The sequence below is a fragment of the Drouetiella sp. genome, from assembly GCF_059504425.1.
The window spans coordinates 278,499-295,690 of sequence record NZ_JCACIN010000053.1; the positions used below are offsets into that span (position 1 = coordinate 278,499).

Below are 17,192 nucleotides of genomic sequence, written 5' to 3' on the forward strand. Positions count from 1 at the left end.
GCGTTCACTTAGGGGCGCGGTTGTCTTTGCGTAGAGCTTATTCAAATAACTTACCAACCAATCTGCGTGGGGGCGATCGGCTGAATATCTGGATCATAGCCGCCGACTTGGTTAGCTCTCAGCACCCAAATTGATGCGCCCTGTTCTAGGAAAAGTTTGGCGATTGTTTCACTCGCGAGTCTCGGCAGCAGCGTTCGCCAGCTAATCAATCCTATCCGAATATTTTGAAAGGCATCTTCCTCTGGGCTAATGCCCAAAGTTGCCTGACTAACTTGCCCGTCCGAATTTTGCTCAGTCTGCCAATCTGCCCGTGCGGTGCCAAAAGGCATTAGCTCCCGCCGGATGGTTTTGCTGAGTCGGACAATTTGCTGAAATTGCTGCTCTTGCGCTGGGTTTTGCCGCAGTAGCTCCTGATAATCAGGACTAGATTTCATCCTCTTTTGCACGTCTTTGAGGGCAGCATAAAGCGCCTGATTTGAATCTTGAGAGCAGTTGTGGGCGGCTCCGACGTAGGTGCCGCCTGTGCCGTCACCAATTCGGTAACGGGCAGTCATGACTTCGAGCTGGGCAATCAGGCTGTCTAACGCCAATTGCGGCCAATCTCCCATAGCATCCTGCGCAGCATAGCCTTCTGTAAATACATTCAGCTTGATTAATAGATCGCAAACAGGTCGTCTGCCCAGCCAGCCAAACTGTCGATCGCCCAAAAAGCGATTCCAGGCGATCGTTCCGGCAATAATTCCATCGGTATTGTGGGTATAGACCTGGTGATACTCAATGTCAAACATCAGCTCATCGGCTAGCGGCTCTTGGATCACGGTTGCAACCCCATAGGCAAAGTGCCCGAAGAAGATCGGCGAACTTGCCGTCGGCTCTTTCTTTTTGCCGCCAATGCCGCCGTAGACATGGACAAGCAGGGCGCGATCGCCTTCTATCCAGGCACTAGGGACAGGGGGACGAGATGGGGCTGTGTTCTGCTTGACTCCGTGCAGCAATACCGATCGGATTGTGCCCTTGGTTAGATCCTTCCAGGCTTGTTGCTTCAGATAAGTCCAGGCGGCTTTGCCCTCAATCACCTGATCGGGCTGGAGGCGTAGAAGCTGGCGAGGAGCGATCGACTGCACCACAAATTTACCGGAAGCATCCTTTGCCCCATAAATGTACCAGCCCATGACATTTGCGGGTGACTTTGTGATGTCTTGCAGGGTCGAAGGATGGCTGCCATGATGCTGATCAAAAACAGCTTTAGGAATACAAATAGTTTCTCTCAGTCCGTTAAATTGACGCGAGGCGCGATCGAAATGCACGACTCGAAGCATTTCCGATCGATTCCTTACATCTGTTACCAACGCATCTTCTGATGATTCTAAAAATTGGACTAATCCATAGAATCTTCCGGTAATTTGTACTGGCTCATGGGCGATCGTCAGAATTGCGACAGAAGGTTCTTTCCCCATCGCCCCCTCAGTCACTCCTGGATCTTTGAGCCGTACAATCACATCATCATTGGGTCTTGCCCCTGCCAAAGATTCTAAAGGCCCTACCTGCTGCCAGTGATCTATTCGATACGGATGGATATTGCCCTGCTTCTGGCTGTAGAGGGCATCTTCGCTGAAGTGAACATCTTTAGTGACGGCTCTCAGATACGATCGCACTTGGGGTTCTCGGCTCCAGCGCAAAATCACGTTGTGCCCCACTAGATACTGATATTCGGGTGGCGCATGATGCACCTCCAAAAAAACGCCCTTCAGCCGCGATCGCTGTTCTCTGGCGGGTAAAATGAGTCGTCCCATCCAGGGAGCGATCGGTCGGTAATAGTCTGGATCAACCGACTGGTGCAGAGGATAGGTGCCGGGTCGGTTAAACGGAGACTGCTGGTAGCGATCGTAGTTGCTAGAGTGAATTTGTGGAGCCGTTTGCCCCAGCAGCAGCTTATCTTGAATGATGTCTGAAACAATCTGGACAGTTTGCTGTAGATAGGTGCGCCCATCGGGTAAAAGCGCCTGATCGCCATAGGGTCCATCTGCGCCATTGTGCCCCACCTGACTGCCTAAAGAAATCAGGCTGATTTTTCCCCGCCGCTTCGCCCGATTCCAGTAGGATAGGGCAAACAGCTTCCAGCGTCTGGGAAACATCACAGGGCCGACTTTTTCGATTAAATCTTTGCCGCCAACGAGGTGATAGAGATGCTCTAGCTGCAAGACATTTTGATTGCCGCTAATCACCCCCGATAGCGAGATTAGTTCGATGGGGGCTTTGAGCGATCGCTTCAGATAGGGTGCTGCCCCTACCGCCATCTGTCCGCCGCCGCTGTAACCAATGAGCGTTAGGGGCATACCGGGCTGGTAGCCATACCCCATGAGGCTATTGTGAATGAGCTGCGCCGTGCCCTGGTTATAAATCGGGCCATAGCGCTGATCGGCGGAGACGCTGACAATCAGCACATTGCGGATATTAATGGTGGCAGCGATCAGTCCTCCTATGATGCTGCTCCTCGGATTCATTTGTAGGCGATCGGCGAGTCGCCAAAAGAACGCCATCAGCCGATCTTCGGTCAAAGGTTTGTTTAGCACCGAATAGGACATGATGCCTTTGATCAGCACAATGTTATCGGGTAGATCGATCGCCAAAGCGTCTAAAAATCGCTCTACCTCTGGCAAATAGGTAAACCGCGCTTGGGAGATACCGTCTAAATAAACCACGTAGCGCGTAATCTCTAGATCGGTGGGGAAAGGTTCCACCAAGCTACCTGGATGCTGCGTCGTCTCAATTTCATCGCCATACCAGCCCGCCCACCAGCCTAAAGCCTCCAAGGGTGCAAAAAAACTAGCCACCAGAATTGAAATCAGCGTGATGACAATCAAGTTTGCCAAAATCTGCCAGGTTGCCCCTAGGGCAATCACCAGACTTTGCAAGATGACAGGCAGCACCGGAAAAATCAGGGCACTCAGAAACGCCACCAATCCAGCGCCCACCCACAGCAATCTCTTCACCCTTTGGCTCACTTCAGTTTCTCCTTACCCACTGGTGCAGTCTTGCGGGAGACAACTCGCTCTAAGTCCTTGAGATTGGTTACCAGATTGACTCCTGCGGCTGTGTTGGTCAGCCAGCGCCCTAAGCCAGCTAGCGGTCGCCCGATCGTTCGCTGCAACCCTTCAAACACTGCCCAGCCTAGTACACCACAGCCAAAAGCCTGCCACAGATTTAGCCCCAATGCCGCCTTCAAGCCTGTCAAAAAGGCGAGAAAACTCCAGATTGAGAGCACTGTGGAAATAGGTAAGCCTAGGTAGGGGAGCGCGACCAGAAAGCTGAAAATTAAGGGCGCATAGGATAATCCCAGCGTCCGAATCACGGCGGGTAGGGTCATCCAGCCGCCTCGAAATAGCAGAATGCTAGCAGCCCAAGTGCTCAGCGCCCAAAAAACATAGCTAAAGGCAAACAATAGAGCCGACATTAGCAGACTCAAAAAGAAGCGTAAGGGTCTAACCTGATTGCTAAACAGCACAATGCCCTGCCCGATCGCCTGAGAAAACCCGGCAATGAAGGCAACCAGCAGCGCCGCCTGACTGCCCTTCGACAAGACTTGAATTTGCTGAAAAGCCTCAGACTTGAGCGATAAAGCGCCGAATATCAGAGACTCTAAGTGGGCGATCGCAGTTTCTGCCATAAACCCGCAATGATGTAAAAGTACAAATCTCGCACATCTATTAAATCTCGCATGAAAACAACCTGTTCTAGACTCGGCAGCGCTGTCTGAATCACCTTCCTCTGACTCAGTTTCGGGTTATTCTGAACATGACCCTCCATGACGGGACAAATAGAAAGATGCAAACCGTGGATGAGAAGATCAGCCCCCTTGCCGGAAAGCCCGCCCCTGCGGACATCCTGATTGATGTTGTCAAATTGCTAGATGCCTACTACACCCTGCATCCCGACCCCGCTAATCCGCTGCAAAAGGTCAGCTTTGGCACTTCTGGGCATCGCGGCTCTTCAGCCAATGGTACTTTCAATGAAGATCACATTTGGGCTGTAACCCAAGCTGTAGCTGAGTATCGCAAGAGTAAAGGGATTGACGGCCCGCTCTACATGGGCATGGATTCCCACGCGCTGTCTGCTCCAGCTCAGCGATCGGCGTTAGAAGTGCTGGCGGCTCATGGTGTTGAGGTTTTCATTGCCCCGACGGAAGGCTACGCGCAGTACACGCCGACTCCCGTAATCTCTCACGCCATTTTGGCGTATAACCAGGGCAGAACTTCGGGTTTGGCCGACGGCATCATCATCACGCCGTCCCACAACCCGCCTAGTGATGGCGGCTTTAAGTACAATCCGCCTTCGGGAGGGCCAGCTGAGCCAGAGATTACCAAGTGGGTGCAAGAGCGCGCCAATCGGCTTTTGGCGGAAAAAAATCAGGGTGTACAGCGCATTCCCTACGACTCGGCCATTAGGGCGGCAACGACTCATGTTCATGACTACATCATGCCTTACGTCAGTGACCTGACGAACATCATTGATATTGACGTGATTCGATCGGCGGGTCTGCGCATTGGGGCTGATCCCTTGGGTGGCTCTAACATCGCCTACTGGGAGCCGATCGCCAATCATTACGGCTTGGATATTTCTCTGGTTAACCGCACGGTTGACCCTACCTTCCGCTTCATGTCGGTAGACTGGGATGGCAAAATTCGCATGGACTGCTCCTCGCCTTACGCCATGGCGAGCCTGGTGAAGATTAAAGACGACTACGATATCGCCTTTGGTAATGATACGGACTCCGATCGCCATGGCATTGTCACCCGCAGTGTTGGCTTGATGAACCCGAATCATTTCCTGTCGGTTGCCATCTGGTATTTGTTCACGAATCGCACGGGCTGGTCGGGCAAGAGCGCCATTGGTAAAACCCTGGTGAGCAGCAACATGATCGATCGCGTCGGCAAGGAAATTGGTCGGTCGGTGTCGGAAGTTCCGGTGGGCTTTAAATGGTTTGTGGAAGGGCTGCTGGACGGCTCTTTTGGCTTTGGCGGGGAGGAGAGCGCTGGAGCTTCTTTTCTGCGGAAGAACGGCACGGTTTGGACGACGGATAAAGATGGCATCATTATGGATCTACTGGCTGCTGAAATCACGGCTCGTACGGGCAAAGATCCGGGGCTGCACTACCAGGACATGACCGATCGCTTGGGCAAGCCTTACTACACCCGCGTCGATGCGCCTGCGTCTCCTGAACAAAAGGCGCGGCTTAGCAAGCTGTCGCCTGATGACGTCAAGGCGGCGAGTCTGGCGGGTGATGCTATCACCGCTAAGCTGACTAAGGCTCCGGGAAATGATGCGGCGATCGGCGGGTTAAAGGTAACGACAGAGAATGGCTGGTTTGCGGCTCGTCCTTCGGGAACAGAAAATGTTTATAAAATTTATGCGGAGAGCTTTAAGAGTGAGGCGCATTTGGGTCAGATTTTGACGGAGGCGAGTCAGATTGTGGGGGAGGCATTGTAGGAATTCGTAGTGGATGTCTTTCAAATTAGGTTGGGTGGGAGCTACACCCCTGCCAAACCTAATCCACCATATTTTGAGCTTCTGAAGAACCCGATCCTTGGGGGCGACCCCCAAACCCCCGAATCAGGGGACGGCTGCGTCCCCCGTAGCTTGCTTCTCCGAAGGAGTACCCCCTCCAGAAGGAGTTAATGGTAGGGGGTGGCAGCGCTTCGCATTAGTTGGGTTGCACGGGTTTGGGTTTTGCCTTGCTTTCTGTGCTGCAAGACAGCTCTTACTGCAAAATCGTCCTGATGATCGTTCTCACGGAACTGACTAGGCAATCCTCAATCTGATACTGTTCTAAAACATTTCTAAAATGTTGTTCGTTGAGTGGATTCTATCTGAATGAGCGTAGCGTCGTTGAAGGGTCGAGATCTGCTGAGTATGGCGGATCTGAGTGCAGAGGAAGTCCGGCAACTGCTGGAACTGGCAATTGCTATGAAGGCGGGTAAGGTTAATTTGCGATGCGATCGCGTGAAGGTGCTGGGGCTGCTGTTTAGTAAGGCTTCGACTCGGACGCGGGTTAGTTTCTCGGTGGCGATGTATCAGTTGGGCGGGCAGGTGCTTGACCTCAATTCTAGTGTGACGCAGGTGGGGCGGGGGGAAGCTGCGATCGATACGGCAAGGGTGCTCGATCGCTATCTGGATGTGCTGGCGATTCGCACGTTTGAGCAGCAGGAGCTAGAAACCTTCGCCAGCTATGCCAAAATTCCGGTGATCAATGCTCTGACGGATCTGGAGCATCCCTGTCAGGTGCTGGCGGATTTGCAGACGGTTCTGGAGGAGTTTGGAGCGCTGGAGGGGCTGACGCTGACCTACATTGGGGACGGCAATAATATGGCGAATTCCCTGATTCTTGGCTGTGCCCTGACTGGAATGAATGTGCGGATTGCCACACCTCCAGGCTATGAGCCGGATGCGGCGGTAGTGGCAAGGGCGAGGGAAATTGGGGGCGATCGCGCTCAGGTAGAAATTCTCACCGATCCGGAGGCGGCGGCTGAGGGGGTGCAGGTGCTGTACACGGATGTTTGGGCAAGCATGGGGCAGGAGAGCGAGGCGGCGGGAAGAATGCAGGCATTTCAGACCTATCAGGTGAATGATCGGATTTTGGGAGCAGCTGATCCTAAGGCGATCGTCCTTCACTGTCTTCCGGCACATCGAGGCGAGGAAATCACGGAGGCGGTGATGGAGGGTGCTCAGTCTCGCATCTGGGATGAGGCGGAGAACCGAATGCATGCGCAAAAGGCTCTGTTGGCTAGTGTGTTGGGGTTAGAGTAGCCCTTTCTGTAAACAGAGTAGGCTAAACCCTGCAAAAAGTTAATTTTCTACAGCTTCTGCCCCGATCGGTCAGACGGGTAAATTAAAATTTTCTGTCTAACGTCGATTTTGCAGGAATGAGCGATGGCTAAGAAATTAGGGTCTACCGTAGCCTCAGCTTTAACCTCATCGGAAAGACATCTATCGCCGACCGATCGCCTCTCTGCCGGAAAAGCGCTGCGGAACACAGTGCCCCGATCGGCTCATGCAGAATGGAAAACCGGGGACGATCGCCCCGATCCGATCGCCTTGCTGGAAGAGTCGAATCAGGGCAGGCTGCCGAATCTGGTGCCAATTCGCTACGGTCGCATGGTCAAATCTCCCTTCACGTTTCTGCGCGGCTCGGCGGTGATCATGGCATCAGATCTGGCGACGACTCCCGTGATCGGGCTGCGGGTTCAGGCTTGTGGCGACTGCCATCTATTAAACTTTGGCGGCTTTGCCACGCCCGAACGTAACCTGGTTTTTGATGTTAATGACTTTGATGAAACGCTCCCAGCTCCCTGGGAATGGGATGTGAAGCGGCTGGCAGCGAGCTTTGTGGTGGCGGCTCGTTCCGTTAAGATGTCGGACAAAAACGGTCAGGAGGCGGCGCGATCGGCGGTGCAATCCTACCGAGAGCATATGGGCCAGTATGCGCGTATGAGTCCGCTGGAGGTCTGGTATTCGCGGATTGATGCTAAGGTGGTGCGCGAGTTTGCCGAGGGTGCAGGACATTTAACGCGAGTAGAGCAGCAGGTGGCGAAAGCCCTCACTCGCACCTCAGCACAGGCGTTACCCAAGCTCTCGGAAGTCGTGCATGGGCAGTGGCGCATGACTGACAGCCCGCCGTTGATGTACCATCTGCCGCCAGATGATTTGCTAGAGGACGAGATAGAGTCGGTGTATCAGCACTATCGCGAAACGCTGCGAGATGATCTGAATGTGCTGCTCGATCGCTATCGCCTGGTAGATATCGCCATTAAGGTTGTGGGCGTGGGCAGCGTGGGCACCCGTTGCGTGGTGGCGCTGCTAATGACGGATGGTAATGATCCGCTGTTTTTGCAGATGAAGGAGGCGCGAACTTCAGTACTAGAGCCGTATGTGGGCAGCAGCGCCTACCAAAATCAGGGGCAGCGAATTGTGGCTGGACAGCGCCTAATGCAGGCGGCTAGCGACATGTTCTTGGGCTGGACAAAGAGCGATCGCGGTCATGATTTCTATGTGCGGCAGTTACGCGACATGAAGACCTCGGTAGATATTGAAAAACTCTCGACCTCGGAATTTACCGCCTATGGGGCACTCTGTGGTTGGGCGTTAGCGCGGGCCCATGCCCGATCGGGTGATCCGGCAATGATTAGCGGCTACTTGGGCAAGAGCGATGAGTTTGACCGAGCGATCGCAGAGTTTGCCCTTGCCTATGCTAATCAAACTGAGCGTGATCATAAAACGCTGAAGGATGCGGTGAAGTCGGGGCGAATTAAGGCGATCGAGGAGCATTAGGGTTGATTGATATTGTGCAGAGAATCGTGAAGGGATGCACTTGATCACGATTAATGAGCTTGCTCACAGGCTGCCATAGGTGAATTTCTGTAGCACCTCGAACAGCTAGACAGTAAAACCACTCAATTCGGCGATCGCTACCAACTTATACTCCGTACGAATACTCGTGTATCTTGAGGTGAATTTTAAGACATTATGAAAGAGTCCACGCAGTTAGGGAAATAGCAAGCCTTAGCTTCATAAATATCAGTTCATCAACCGCTACAGCGATTTTTAACTACTGAACCCTACTGACTTTTGTGGGTATCTGAGCAATACTCAACAGGAAGCTGATTCATGTAAGTAAAAGCCTCTGTAAACTTTGAAACTCATGCATTCAACAGGCATCGAACCATGGATTTAGATTTTGCAGAATTAGAGCTACTGGCGCAGCGAACCCTTCACCCTACTCAAATGCCAGAAACCCTGCTGGATGAGTCAGCAAAAGCTATCCTCACGCAGGCGGCATTTCAGTACAAAAGTGCGCCGCTCACTGAAGTATTTGACCTGCTAGAGAACGCCTTAGAGTCCTATGCCGTTACGCCGACTCTGGCAGAAAATTTGCAGGAAAGTGCGCGTCGAGAAATTGAGTTTTTCTTCTCGCTGCTGCAAGAGAAATTAGATTTACTGTTGCAGCAAACCAGTTCAGAACGGATGCGACGAGAGATGCAGCTTCTCTAAAGGGCTTGTCTTCGGTTATGTCAACTTTCAGTACCCGCTATTTCCCAATATGGCTGTCGCCAGGTTGCTCAGGACATTTTTGATGGGGCGCTTCGCGGTTGCTAGATGCGTTAATCTTAATACTCATTATTTTCCAATACAGAATCGGCTAAAGATTTGATTAAGTACCGATTCAGTCACCTCTTCACCCGTGATTTCTCCCAAAGCCTGAATGGCAGCGCGGAGATCGATCGTCCAAAAATCGAGTGGCAGTTGTTGAGCGATCGTCTTTTGCACCTGAGCGAGAGCCATCTGGGCACGGGTCAAGGCTGCCGACTGCCGCTGATTAATCGCCAAATCTAAGTTAGTGGCTTCCAGATTGTTAGCTGCAACGCTTGCCAAAATCGCCTGTTCCAATTCGTCAATGCCCTGATTTTGTGCTGCCGCAGTTTTGACAACTTGGCTAATTTTTAAGGCGGCGATCGCTTGAACATTCAACAGAGGCGCATGGGCTTCTACCAAGTCAATTTTGTTGATCACCAGAATCAGCGGACGTTTGACCTGCTGATAAATCTCCTGGTCTGCTTCTGTCCATCCCGCCTGAGCATCGATCGTCAGCAGCACTAGATCGGCAGATTGGGCTACATTTCGCGATCGCGCCACGCCGATTTTTTCAACTTGGTCGGCAGTCTCCCGAATTCCTGCCGTATCTAGCACCTGTACAGGAATGCCCCCGACCACAAGCTGCGATTCCACCACATCGCGCGTTGTGCCCGGTAAATCGGTGACAATGGCGCGATCGCTGCGACTCCAGGCATTCAGCAGGCTAGACTTCCCCACATTCGGGCGACCGACGATCGCCACCTTCAGACCCGATCGCAGTAGCTCTCCGCGATCGGCGGTCGCGAGAACCTGCTCTACCATCGCTAAGACCTGCTCTAGCTGGATCTTCACCCAGGCTGCGTCCAGCGGCGGCAAGTCGTCCTCAAAGTCAATCCGAGCCTCCACCTCTGCCAAGATTTCTAAGCAGGTCGATCGCAACTGCCGAATCGGCTGAGCCAGCTTGCCTTGGATGCCCGCCAGAGCCATCTGCGCTGCCTGCGGAGACTGTGCCCCCACCAAATCGGCAACGCCCTCAGCCTGGGTCAGGTCTAGTCTGCCGTTGAGGAATGCCCGAAGCGTGAATTCTCCCGGTTCTGCCAACCTTGCGCCCTGCTCTAGGCAAAGCTGTAACACCTGCTGTACTGCCATAATGCCGCCATGACAGTGAAACTCCACCACGTCTTCACGGGTATAAGAGCGGGGAGCCAGCATGAGCAGCAGCAAAGCTTCATCGACAAGCTGCCCAGTCTCAGGATGGCGGACATGCCCATAGAGAATGCGATGGCTTTCCCAAATCTGCTGTCCGGGAGCCTGGAAGAGAGTATGAGCGATCGCCATTGCCTCGCTGCCAGAAATCCGCACAATGCCGACGCTCCCCTGCTGAGGAACAATGGCGGTGGCAATAGCGGCGATCGTATCAGTGCGCATAGCCTCATTCTTGAGCTATTTCGGTCGTCTTGGCAATGAACTCACAACGATAAACTCATTATGAAAAATTATGGGCATCGCTTATTTTTTGGGTTGGAGCGGGGCGCGGGGTGCTACTCAACCCAAAAATCATCCCAGAGATCGGCAACGCCAAATTACAGCGATTTTCAATTGCATAAACCACAGTTATTTTTTTAGAAGCCGCGCTCAGCGCGGCTTCTAAAAAAATAACTCACACTTAACCAGGCATGAAGCGATATATGAACAATGAAGAGTTGAGTCATGTTCAGATCCCTGTGATACAATTCCGGCAAACAATTTGAGGAATTCGGTTCATGAATAAAGGTGAACTGGTAGACAAAATCGCAGAAAATGCAGATGTTACCAAAAAGCAGGCAGATGCCATTTTGACCGCCATTCTAGACTCTGTTATGGAAGCAGTGGCCACCGAAGACAAAGTGACGCTGGTTGGATTTGGCTCCTTCGAGTCTCGCAAGCGTCAGGCAAAGGAAGGGCGCAATCCTCGGACAGGGGAGACTATGACCATTCCCGAAACTACTGTGCCCGTATTTTCCGCTGGCAAGCTCTTTAAGGACAAGGTCGCTGAAGCATAGGTTTACAGGAGTCAGATTTGTAGGGATTGGACATTTATACGCGATGTGCAACTTTCCTAAAGCACTGTAAAGGCAGCCCTCACCCTAGCCTCCCAGCAGGAGAAGGAACCGGAAATGTCTGAAAGCCCTCCTCCCTAGGGATGAAGGTTGGGATGAGGGTCGATGAGTTGCACATCGCGTTATTTATGCCTGTAGGCAGAAGTTTATTGTTTCCAATCTTGCAAAGATAGGGGCATACCGCAAAATACTCTTTGACAGGTGTTTTCAGGTTCAATAGGGGGCTTGGGCGTGAGCAATGCTTATGCCCTTTTTTTTGTTATGTTTGGTTTTAGAAGTGAATATATGACTACTTAGCGATCAAACAGCATAATTACTCGATATTGAAGCCATAGAATTGCTCTGATTGCATTACCGAGCCGATCGGCAGGTTGCCTAATTCGTGCGATCGCTCTGTTATCATTTCAGCACTGGTAGACTACAGTATCCGCGATCGCCTCCTGCTGTTCATTTCAAGAGGCTGCTCTAAGATAGCAGCATCCGTTTTGCGAACGCCGTCTGCCATTTCTACTCGTCGCTGCTCTTGATACTTGGTGGCAACGCCCAGCAACATATGCTCGGAGAGATCGGCAAGAGCTTGCTCAGATTGCAAGGTGGCATTGTAAACCTGATCGACCACGGAGAGAGAATATCCCTTGCGACTTAGGTAAAACCGATCGCCTCTTGAGCAAAACCTATGCATGAGTTAGCAGAAGCAAGAAATGCTGAAGTGTCAGCGACGTTCGTCGATGAAAATCTTTTAGATGAAGTAGTTGCGGATTGCTAACGCTCCTGGTTTCGCATCACCAGGCTTAAACTGAATTCCCGTCACCTCAGCGACTAAATCATTTCTCGAAGAGAAAGTCGCTTTGTCATCATTCACTGCAAAGAATGTCCGGCTGCCAAGGCGGAAAAAGATTGATTCATCTGCTTTCAGCGATTGACTGCCTTTTTTGCGGGTGAGCTTATCGGCATATGCGGTTTTGAGGGCATCTTGCAGATTTTTTCCCTTTACACGCCCAGCGTTATAGACACGTTTGGGACGTTCGATCGTGTTGAGGTTATTGTCATAATCTAACTTGAAGCGATCGCCTTCGTTGAAGTTAAAGTCTGTGATGCGATCGAGCGATCGAATGGTGGAAGTTCTCAATGCTGAACGTTTGGTTGCACCTGAAAAGATAAAAGTATCGGCACTTTTGCTACCTGTGACTTGGTTCTCGTCTCTGCCAACTGCTGGCGTAGCGTTGTCGCTGCCGCCAGTTGTAATAAAGTCGCCCTCAAAGATGCCAGGAATGGGTGTGCCGTCAAAGGTCGTGACGCTAAAGTTACCTACTTCGTGGATGTTCGTTAGAGCACCTGTTGCAGCAGCGAAGCCAAACCTAAAGGATGCAGGTAATGAACCGTTTTTCTGAATCACGTTGAATGGGTTGATGGCAAGTTCACCGGGATCGGTAAAAGTGCCGTTATCGTTGAGGTCTACCTGAACAGTCAGTGAACCTTCTGGCGATAGGATAACTTCTGCTCGACGACGCGAGTCGTTACGAGTTGCGCCTGCACCTGGATTGTCTAGGCTAACGGGTAAAGTGTCTGTTCCAGTCAGGTATTCATAGTTTGTGGCAGCGCTACCTCGGACGGTAATAGCATCTGGAGTAAACCCTCTACCGCCGGAGTATCCGCCCGTAGTACCAGCAAATTTGCCAAACGCGTCAAAGCCAATACCTAAATAGCCATCTGGCGTACCTCCGTATCCGAGTGAACCACCAGAGCCGCCTGCTAGGGGCATTAGCTGTTTCCCATCAACGAGAAAAAAGCTGATACCATCAGCACCAGTACCGCCATAAGCGTAAAAGTCAAAACCAATCCGCAGCCCACTTACCGACGGCACGGTAGTAGTGTAGAGTCTGGAGGAAGCTTGATTAAGACTCGCGTCAGTCAACCGGATAACAGATGTCTGTAGAGAAACCATAGTGCTGTTGCAAACTAAGAAATAAGTATTTGCTGGAAACTAGATGACAGCGACAAGCTAAAAGCCATTTCCAGTGCTTGAGTCCTGATCTATTCCTACTGAAGGAACTAGAATCATCCTGAAGTTTTCAATGAAGAGCTGATGAATCGATCTTCCAATACTTGAGCTGTTTCATCGATCGCCCCATCCTGCATTCGCCTTAGAATTTGCCCTAAAATTGCCTCTTGACTCCGATCGCAAATTCCGCTAATCTCGCTTACTTATAGGCAGTTGTTGCGTCCTCTGCCCCTCCGCTCAAAAACCTAGTCGCCACTCAAAGCTGCTACCAACAGCAATGAGTGGCTAACCGGCCCAAACTGAGAACGCAGTTCGGCTGGCTAACGATGGATTTTAACACTCCTCTTAGCCACCCTGCTTTGTTATGGCAAGGTGGCTAGGTTTTTGGGTTTTCCTCAACTACCCAAAAACAGGAGAAACCCTTATGCTTCAAGACTTTATCGCGGCTCTCACCCAAACTGACGAAGCGATCGCCCATACTCCCGCCAAAGTGCGGATTATCTTGCTGGGCACCCCAGAAGATACCAGCAGCGTCATTTATGACCTTTATCAGCGGGGCTTTGCCGAGGTCACGTCCTGGAGTCCGCCTCAGCCGATTCCTGATTCTAGAGAAGTGATTCGCCTGTTGATTCGCCGCTTTGGGCGATCGGTAGGCTCTCATCAGGGATAGCTTTTGAAGATTTTTTTGAAGGGGGATGCCCCCTTCAAAAAAATCAACGGCAGTGGCGTGTAGCAACGCACATAATGGACTGAGCTGCTTCTTTGGTATTGGGATCAATGCCAGAGAGCCGTTGACACAACCTGACTCTCCAGGGCGATCGCCCATGATCGCCCTCCAGCACTTCTGCGCCTGTATGGTGATTATGGGGAAAGAGCTTCACCTCAAAGCCGAGGGGTTCTAGAACCTGATGGTAAAGTTCGGGCGTAATGCCTTCTCCAGGCTGATTATTATGGAGTTCTGTCGCCAGACGCGCGCGGGCTTCATCGGCGGTAGTGTGCAACCTGCCCGTCATACGCCGATAGACGGGATGCCATTGGATCTTCTGTCCCACTAACCCTAACCCTCGAAGTTTCCAGGCACTCGCCTGCGGATCTTTATCGGTGACGAGTAGACCTCCAGGTCGGACAAGGCGAGCTGCCTCTGCCAAAACTTGCGCCATGTCATCGCAGTGATGAATCGTCGCATTGGCAATGACGAGATCGGCAAAGCTATCAATCAAGGGCAGGTGATGGGCATCGGCAAGCAGCGGCAGATAGCCAACCTGTTGTGCCTTTTCTAAAGCACCTTGGGCAATATCAATCCCGATCAGCAAGCTAGGCGACCCGCCGACTGTGGCATAGACATTGCCAGGGCCACAGCCGATATCCACAACAATTTTTTGATCCCAACTGCCACAGGCTTTTTGCCAGCGCAATCGGAAAGTTTCACTGCGATGTGTTCGTTTAAAGTACTCTTCTCCCCAGATGGGATGTCCAAATAAGTAGCTATTTGCCTGCATGCCGACTGTAAAGTGGGCGATCGGGCAGCTATAAATACCGTTTTCCTGTTCAATGATCTCGGCAGTCTCCATCAGATAGGGCAACAGAGATGTGATCGTGTGCAGCTTCAACCCTCTACTCCTGGCAATTAGTGGTTAATTGAGTGGGAGAAGCACACCTTAATTTAATTGTTTCTTAGTCAGATTTTTCCATCGTGCGAAGGTCTTACCTACGACTGAACGGGAGCCAGACCCTCGCACTACAAATTCTATGAACTTCAACAGGGTTGCTTATTTTTTCAAAGTTAGCTACCCAGTTTCAGTAGATCGCAAAGCTTAGAGGATGTCTGAGAAGTGTAATTTGCTACCCAAACCGCCGCCTAAATCCCCCAATTCTGGGGGACTTTGAATAGGAACTGGCTACGTGCTGCGCACACGCAAGCGAACGAAAGTCCCCCAGAATTGGGGGGTTGAGGGGCGAATACAGAACATTTGATACTTTTCAGATATCCTCTTACACTCGATCCCCCAACCCTTTTAAAAAGGGGGCTTCAGAACTCAAAGTTCCCCTTTTTTCTAGCGCAGCGGTGCGATAGCGCGGGGATTTAGGGGGATCAGACACGAGTATTTCCAGCGTGAGCATTGGTTTGCGATCTACCCAGTTTGAAAAAAGCTCTTACCTGAGAAAAGACTTGAAAAGTGCCAATTTCTACCCGAACCGCTTCCTTTTTTGGCTCACTGTAAGCACTAAGAATTACAAACTAATGAACCAATCTCAGATTTTACACCTTTGTTTTTTAGCGGGTTTCAGCAGTGCAACATGTCCCTGAAACTCTCAATACAGTCTGTGGAATGCACTACACGCTGATGTAAGAAGTAAACAATACAAGTTTCAACTATACTGCGACCCCTGCTGCTTCTAACCTTTCATATTTACTAGATGAGAGCGATCGATCCGGAGATGAAAGGCAAATTCTTTTGAAGTAGTAATTTTTGTCGCGCAGACTTTGCCCGCGCGACAAAAAATCCTTAAATACCGATACAAAAAATTAGGCGTTACTGAATATAAAGTATAGTTTGTGCTGCTTTGAACATGAGCAAGCCGCTTACGCTCCTTGCAAATTCTAGGGTGCTGATTTTGACTCAGGTGAGGACTTGCGAGGCTTGCGGCTAAACCGTCTCCCTAAATCATCCACCACGGCATCAACGCCAATTCCGCGACCGTTCACTTTTGCAGAACTATAGACAGTACGAGCTGAAGTATAGGCTTCGTTCCCTGCGGTCATGTAGGTATCCTCCACAAGTTCATGGAGCTTTGCGATCGCCAGTAAAATCGGATACAGTTCTTCATACAGCTCTACCTCTCGCTGCATGTTGGCGACTTCAAACGAACGAGGCAAGAAATCGCTGTTTTGATTCGCGACCTCCATGGTTTTTTGAATGAAGACGCGGGTTTTATCGCCCATTCTAGGTAGCGATCTCCGCTCATCTTGAGACAGATTAATCAGAAAAGGTAGCTTTTGTCCCAGTGTGGCGATCGCCTGCATCACTTCTTTTTGGGCATTGCTGGGAAAGGTTGTCTGGTTAAGGTTAGTCGTCATCGTGTGTAGACTCTGAATGAATAACGGTGAATAGAACCATGGTGAAATGGAATTGCCACAGCAGCGCTGTGAAATCATGACTCCCATTGCTCAAAGTTACCTATAACAATGGTTCGGACAGAATTAAGGGGCTATGATGCCGTAGGAAAGCAGGGTTGGGTAGTTGGGATGGGATTTAATCAAAGTCGGGTTCAAGTCTAACATTGAGATAAATCGCGACAGCAGATGGTCATTGAAAGCTAGACGTTTATAGTTGCACATGGAAAAGGGAATGGGCTGGGATTGAGTTTCAGGCTGCAAAGACCGAGATTGGGTATCATACTTGGCAAGATTTAAGGCAGTCAAAGAGGCATTGAAGTGAAACTCTAATCTTTTGGGGTCGCGAGTTTGAGCATCACACAGTCCGGTAAATTGCTTGGCATCTCTAAAAATAAATTCAATTTGAAACCTGGCTTTGTAAGATTGCACCATCTGCTCAGCATCCAGTTCGATATAGCGCTACGCATGTACGTTAGGACATTCTTTGAAAGCAGCATCAACGCAATCCCGAAAGGTATCAAACTCATCCCATCGCTGTCGCATCCAGTTCTTTAGTACGCTCCACCAGTGTTCAATCTGGTTGAGGTCAGGAGAGTACGGTGGTAGATACCAAATCTCACATCCGGCTTGAGCGACAATCTCCTCAATGCTCTGAGAATGATGAAAACTGGCGTTGTCAATCACAATGACATCCCCTGGTTTCAACTGAGGCACTAAACACTCTGCCAACCACATCTCAAACAAATCTCGGTTGCAAGCCCCTGCAAACGTCATCGGGGCAAACAAGCATTTCTATCGCGCGACAATTACATAGGCATCGTGAGATGACTGGCGACAACTACATTGG

Annotated in this window: 15 protein-coding genes and 1 pseudogene; 6 read left to right on the top strand and 10 right to left on the bottom strand. The window is 50.9% G+C overall.

Features of this window, described 5'->3' with window-relative positions; all coding sequences use genetic code 11:
- Positions 1-50 precede the first annotated feature (50 nt).
- The 3 genes from AC5JMP_RS14295 to AC5JMP_RS14305 are packed head-to-tail and all read right to left on the bottom strand — an operon-like array spanning position 51 to position 3,831.
- A complete protein-coding gene (locus AC5JMP_RS14295; RefSeq protein ID WP_495852147.1) occupies positions 51-3,005 on the bottom strand; it encodes a CAAX protease in 2,955 nt (984 codons plus the stop codon).
- Complete coding sequence (locus AC5JMP_RS14300; protein ID WP_495852148.1) at positions 3,002-3,667, bottom strand: hypothetical protein; 666 nt, start codon at positions 3,665-3,667, stop codon at positions 3,002-3,004. The genes AC5JMP_RS14295 and AC5JMP_RS14300 overlap by 4 nt, the downstream gene beginning before the upstream one ends.
- The gene (locus AC5JMP_RS14305; RefSeq protein ID WP_495852149.1) at positions 3,640-3,831 is read right to left on the bottom strand and encodes a hypothetical protein; all 192 of its coding nucleotides are present in this window, start codon (positions 3,829-3,831) and stop codon (positions 3,640-3,642) included. The genes AC5JMP_RS14300 and AC5JMP_RS14305 overlap by 28 nt, the downstream gene beginning before the upstream one ends.
- On the opposite strand from AC5JMP_RS14305, the gene pgm reads away from it, so the two are divergent.
- The 4 genes from pgm to AC5JMP_RS14325 all read left to right on the top strand — a co-directional run bounded on the left by pgm (position 3,826) and on the right by AC5JMP_RS14325 (position 9,045).
- Positions 3,826-5,487, top strand: a complete 1,662-nt coding sequence (gene pgm, locus AC5JMP_RS14310; protein WP_495852150.1) for a phosphoglucomutase (alpha-D-glucose-1,6-bisphosphate-dependent) — start codon at positions 3,826-3,828, stop codon at positions 5,485-5,487. The genes AC5JMP_RS14305 and pgm overlap by 6 nt on opposite strands.
- A 384-nt stretch (positions 5,488-5,871) precedes the next feature.
- On the top strand, positions 5,872-6,804 hold the full coding sequence (gene argF, locus AC5JMP_RS14315) for an ornithine carbamoyltransferase (RefSeq protein ID WP_495852151.1): 933 nt from the start codon (positions 5,872-5,874) through the stop codon (positions 6,802-6,804).
- A 123-nt stretch (positions 6,805-6,927) separates the two neighbouring features.
- Positions 6,928-8,325 (top strand): DUF2252 domain-containing protein, encoded by a 1,398-nt coding sequence (locus AC5JMP_RS14320; RefSeq protein ID WP_495852152.1) that lies wholly within the window; start codon positions 6,928-6,930, stop codon positions 8,323-8,325.
- A 393-nt stretch (positions 8,326-8,718) separates the two neighbouring features.
- A complete protein-coding gene (locus tag AC5JMP_RS14325; RefSeq protein WP_495852153.1) occupies positions 8,719-9,045 on the top strand; it encodes a hypothetical protein in 327 nt (108 codons plus the stop codon).
- Between the two features lie 126 nt (positions 9,046-9,171).
- Here AC5JMP_RS14325 and mnmE read toward each other — a convergent pair whose 3' ends face one another.
- A complete protein-coding gene (gene mnmE, locus AC5JMP_RS14330; protein WP_495852154.1) occupies positions 9,172-10,554 on the bottom strand; it encodes a tRNA uridine-5-carboxymethylaminomethyl(34) synthesis GTPase MnmE in 1,383 nt (460 codons plus the stop codon).
- A gap of 335 nt (positions 10,555-10,889) precedes the next feature.
- Here mnmE and AC5JMP_RS14335 point away from each other — a divergent pair, with 335 nt between their 5' ends.
- Positions 10,890-11,168 carry an HU family DNA-binding protein gene (locus AC5JMP_RS14335; protein ID WP_495852155.1) on the top strand — a complete coding sequence of 93 codons (279 nt, stop codon included), beginning with the start codon at positions 10,890-10,892 and terminating at the stop codon, positions 11,166-11,168.
- 475 nt (positions 11,169-11,643) lie between these two features.
- Here the strand turns inward: AC5JMP_RS14335 and AC5JMP_RS14340 are convergent, their stop codons facing one another.
- Both AC5JMP_RS14340 and AC5JMP_RS14345 read right to left on the bottom strand, forming a co-directional pair.
- Positions 11,644-11,907 (bottom strand): hypothetical protein, encoded by a 264-nt coding sequence (locus AC5JMP_RS14340; RefSeq protein WP_495852156.1) that lies wholly within the window; start codon positions 11,905-11,907, stop codon positions 11,644-11,646.
- Positions 11,908-11,964: 57 nt separating this feature from the next.
- Positions 11,965-13,170 (bottom strand): bluetail domain-containing putative surface protein, encoded by a 1,206-nt coding sequence (locus AC5JMP_RS14345; RefSeq protein ID WP_495852157.1) that lies wholly within the window; start codon positions 13,168-13,170, stop codon positions 11,965-11,967.
- Positions 13,171-13,651: 481 nt separating this feature from the next.
- On the opposite strand from AC5JMP_RS14345, the gene AC5JMP_RS14350 reads away from it, so the two are divergent.
- Positions 13,652-13,897, top strand: coding sequence for a hypothetical protein (locus tag AC5JMP_RS14350; RefSeq protein ID WP_495852158.1), 246 nt, complete (start codon positions 13,652-13,654; stop codon positions 13,895-13,897).
- A gap of 43 nt (positions 13,898-13,940) precedes the next feature.
- On the opposite strand, the gene AC5JMP_RS14355 is transcribed toward AC5JMP_RS14350, so the two are convergent.
- From AC5JMP_RS14355 to AC5JMP_RS14370, 4 genes and pseudogenes are all read right to left on the bottom strand, one after another.
- Entirely contained in the window at positions 13,941-14,837 is an 897-nt protein-coding gene (locus tag AC5JMP_RS14355; RefSeq protein ID WP_495852159.1) for a class I SAM-dependent methyltransferase, read from the bottom strand.
- Between the two features lie 992 nt (positions 14,838-15,829).
- Positions 15,830-16,306 (bottom strand): hypothetical protein, encoded by a 477-nt coding sequence (locus AC5JMP_RS14360; protein WP_495852160.1) that lies wholly within the window; start codon positions 16,304-16,306, stop codon positions 15,830-15,832.
- A gap of 123 nt (positions 16,307-16,429) precedes the next feature.
- Positions 16,430-16,777: a hypothetical protein gene (locus AC5JMP_RS14365; RefSeq protein ID WP_495852161.1), complete on the bottom strand. Its 348-nt coding sequence runs from the start codon at positions 16,775-16,777 to the stop codon at positions 16,430-16,432.
- A 27-nt stretch (positions 16,778-16,804) separates the two neighbouring features.
- A pseudogene (locus tag AC5JMP_RS14370) lies at positions 16,805-17,131 on the bottom strand (IS630 family transposase); the annotation flags it as partial.
- Positions 17,132-17,192 lie beyond the last annotated feature (61 nt).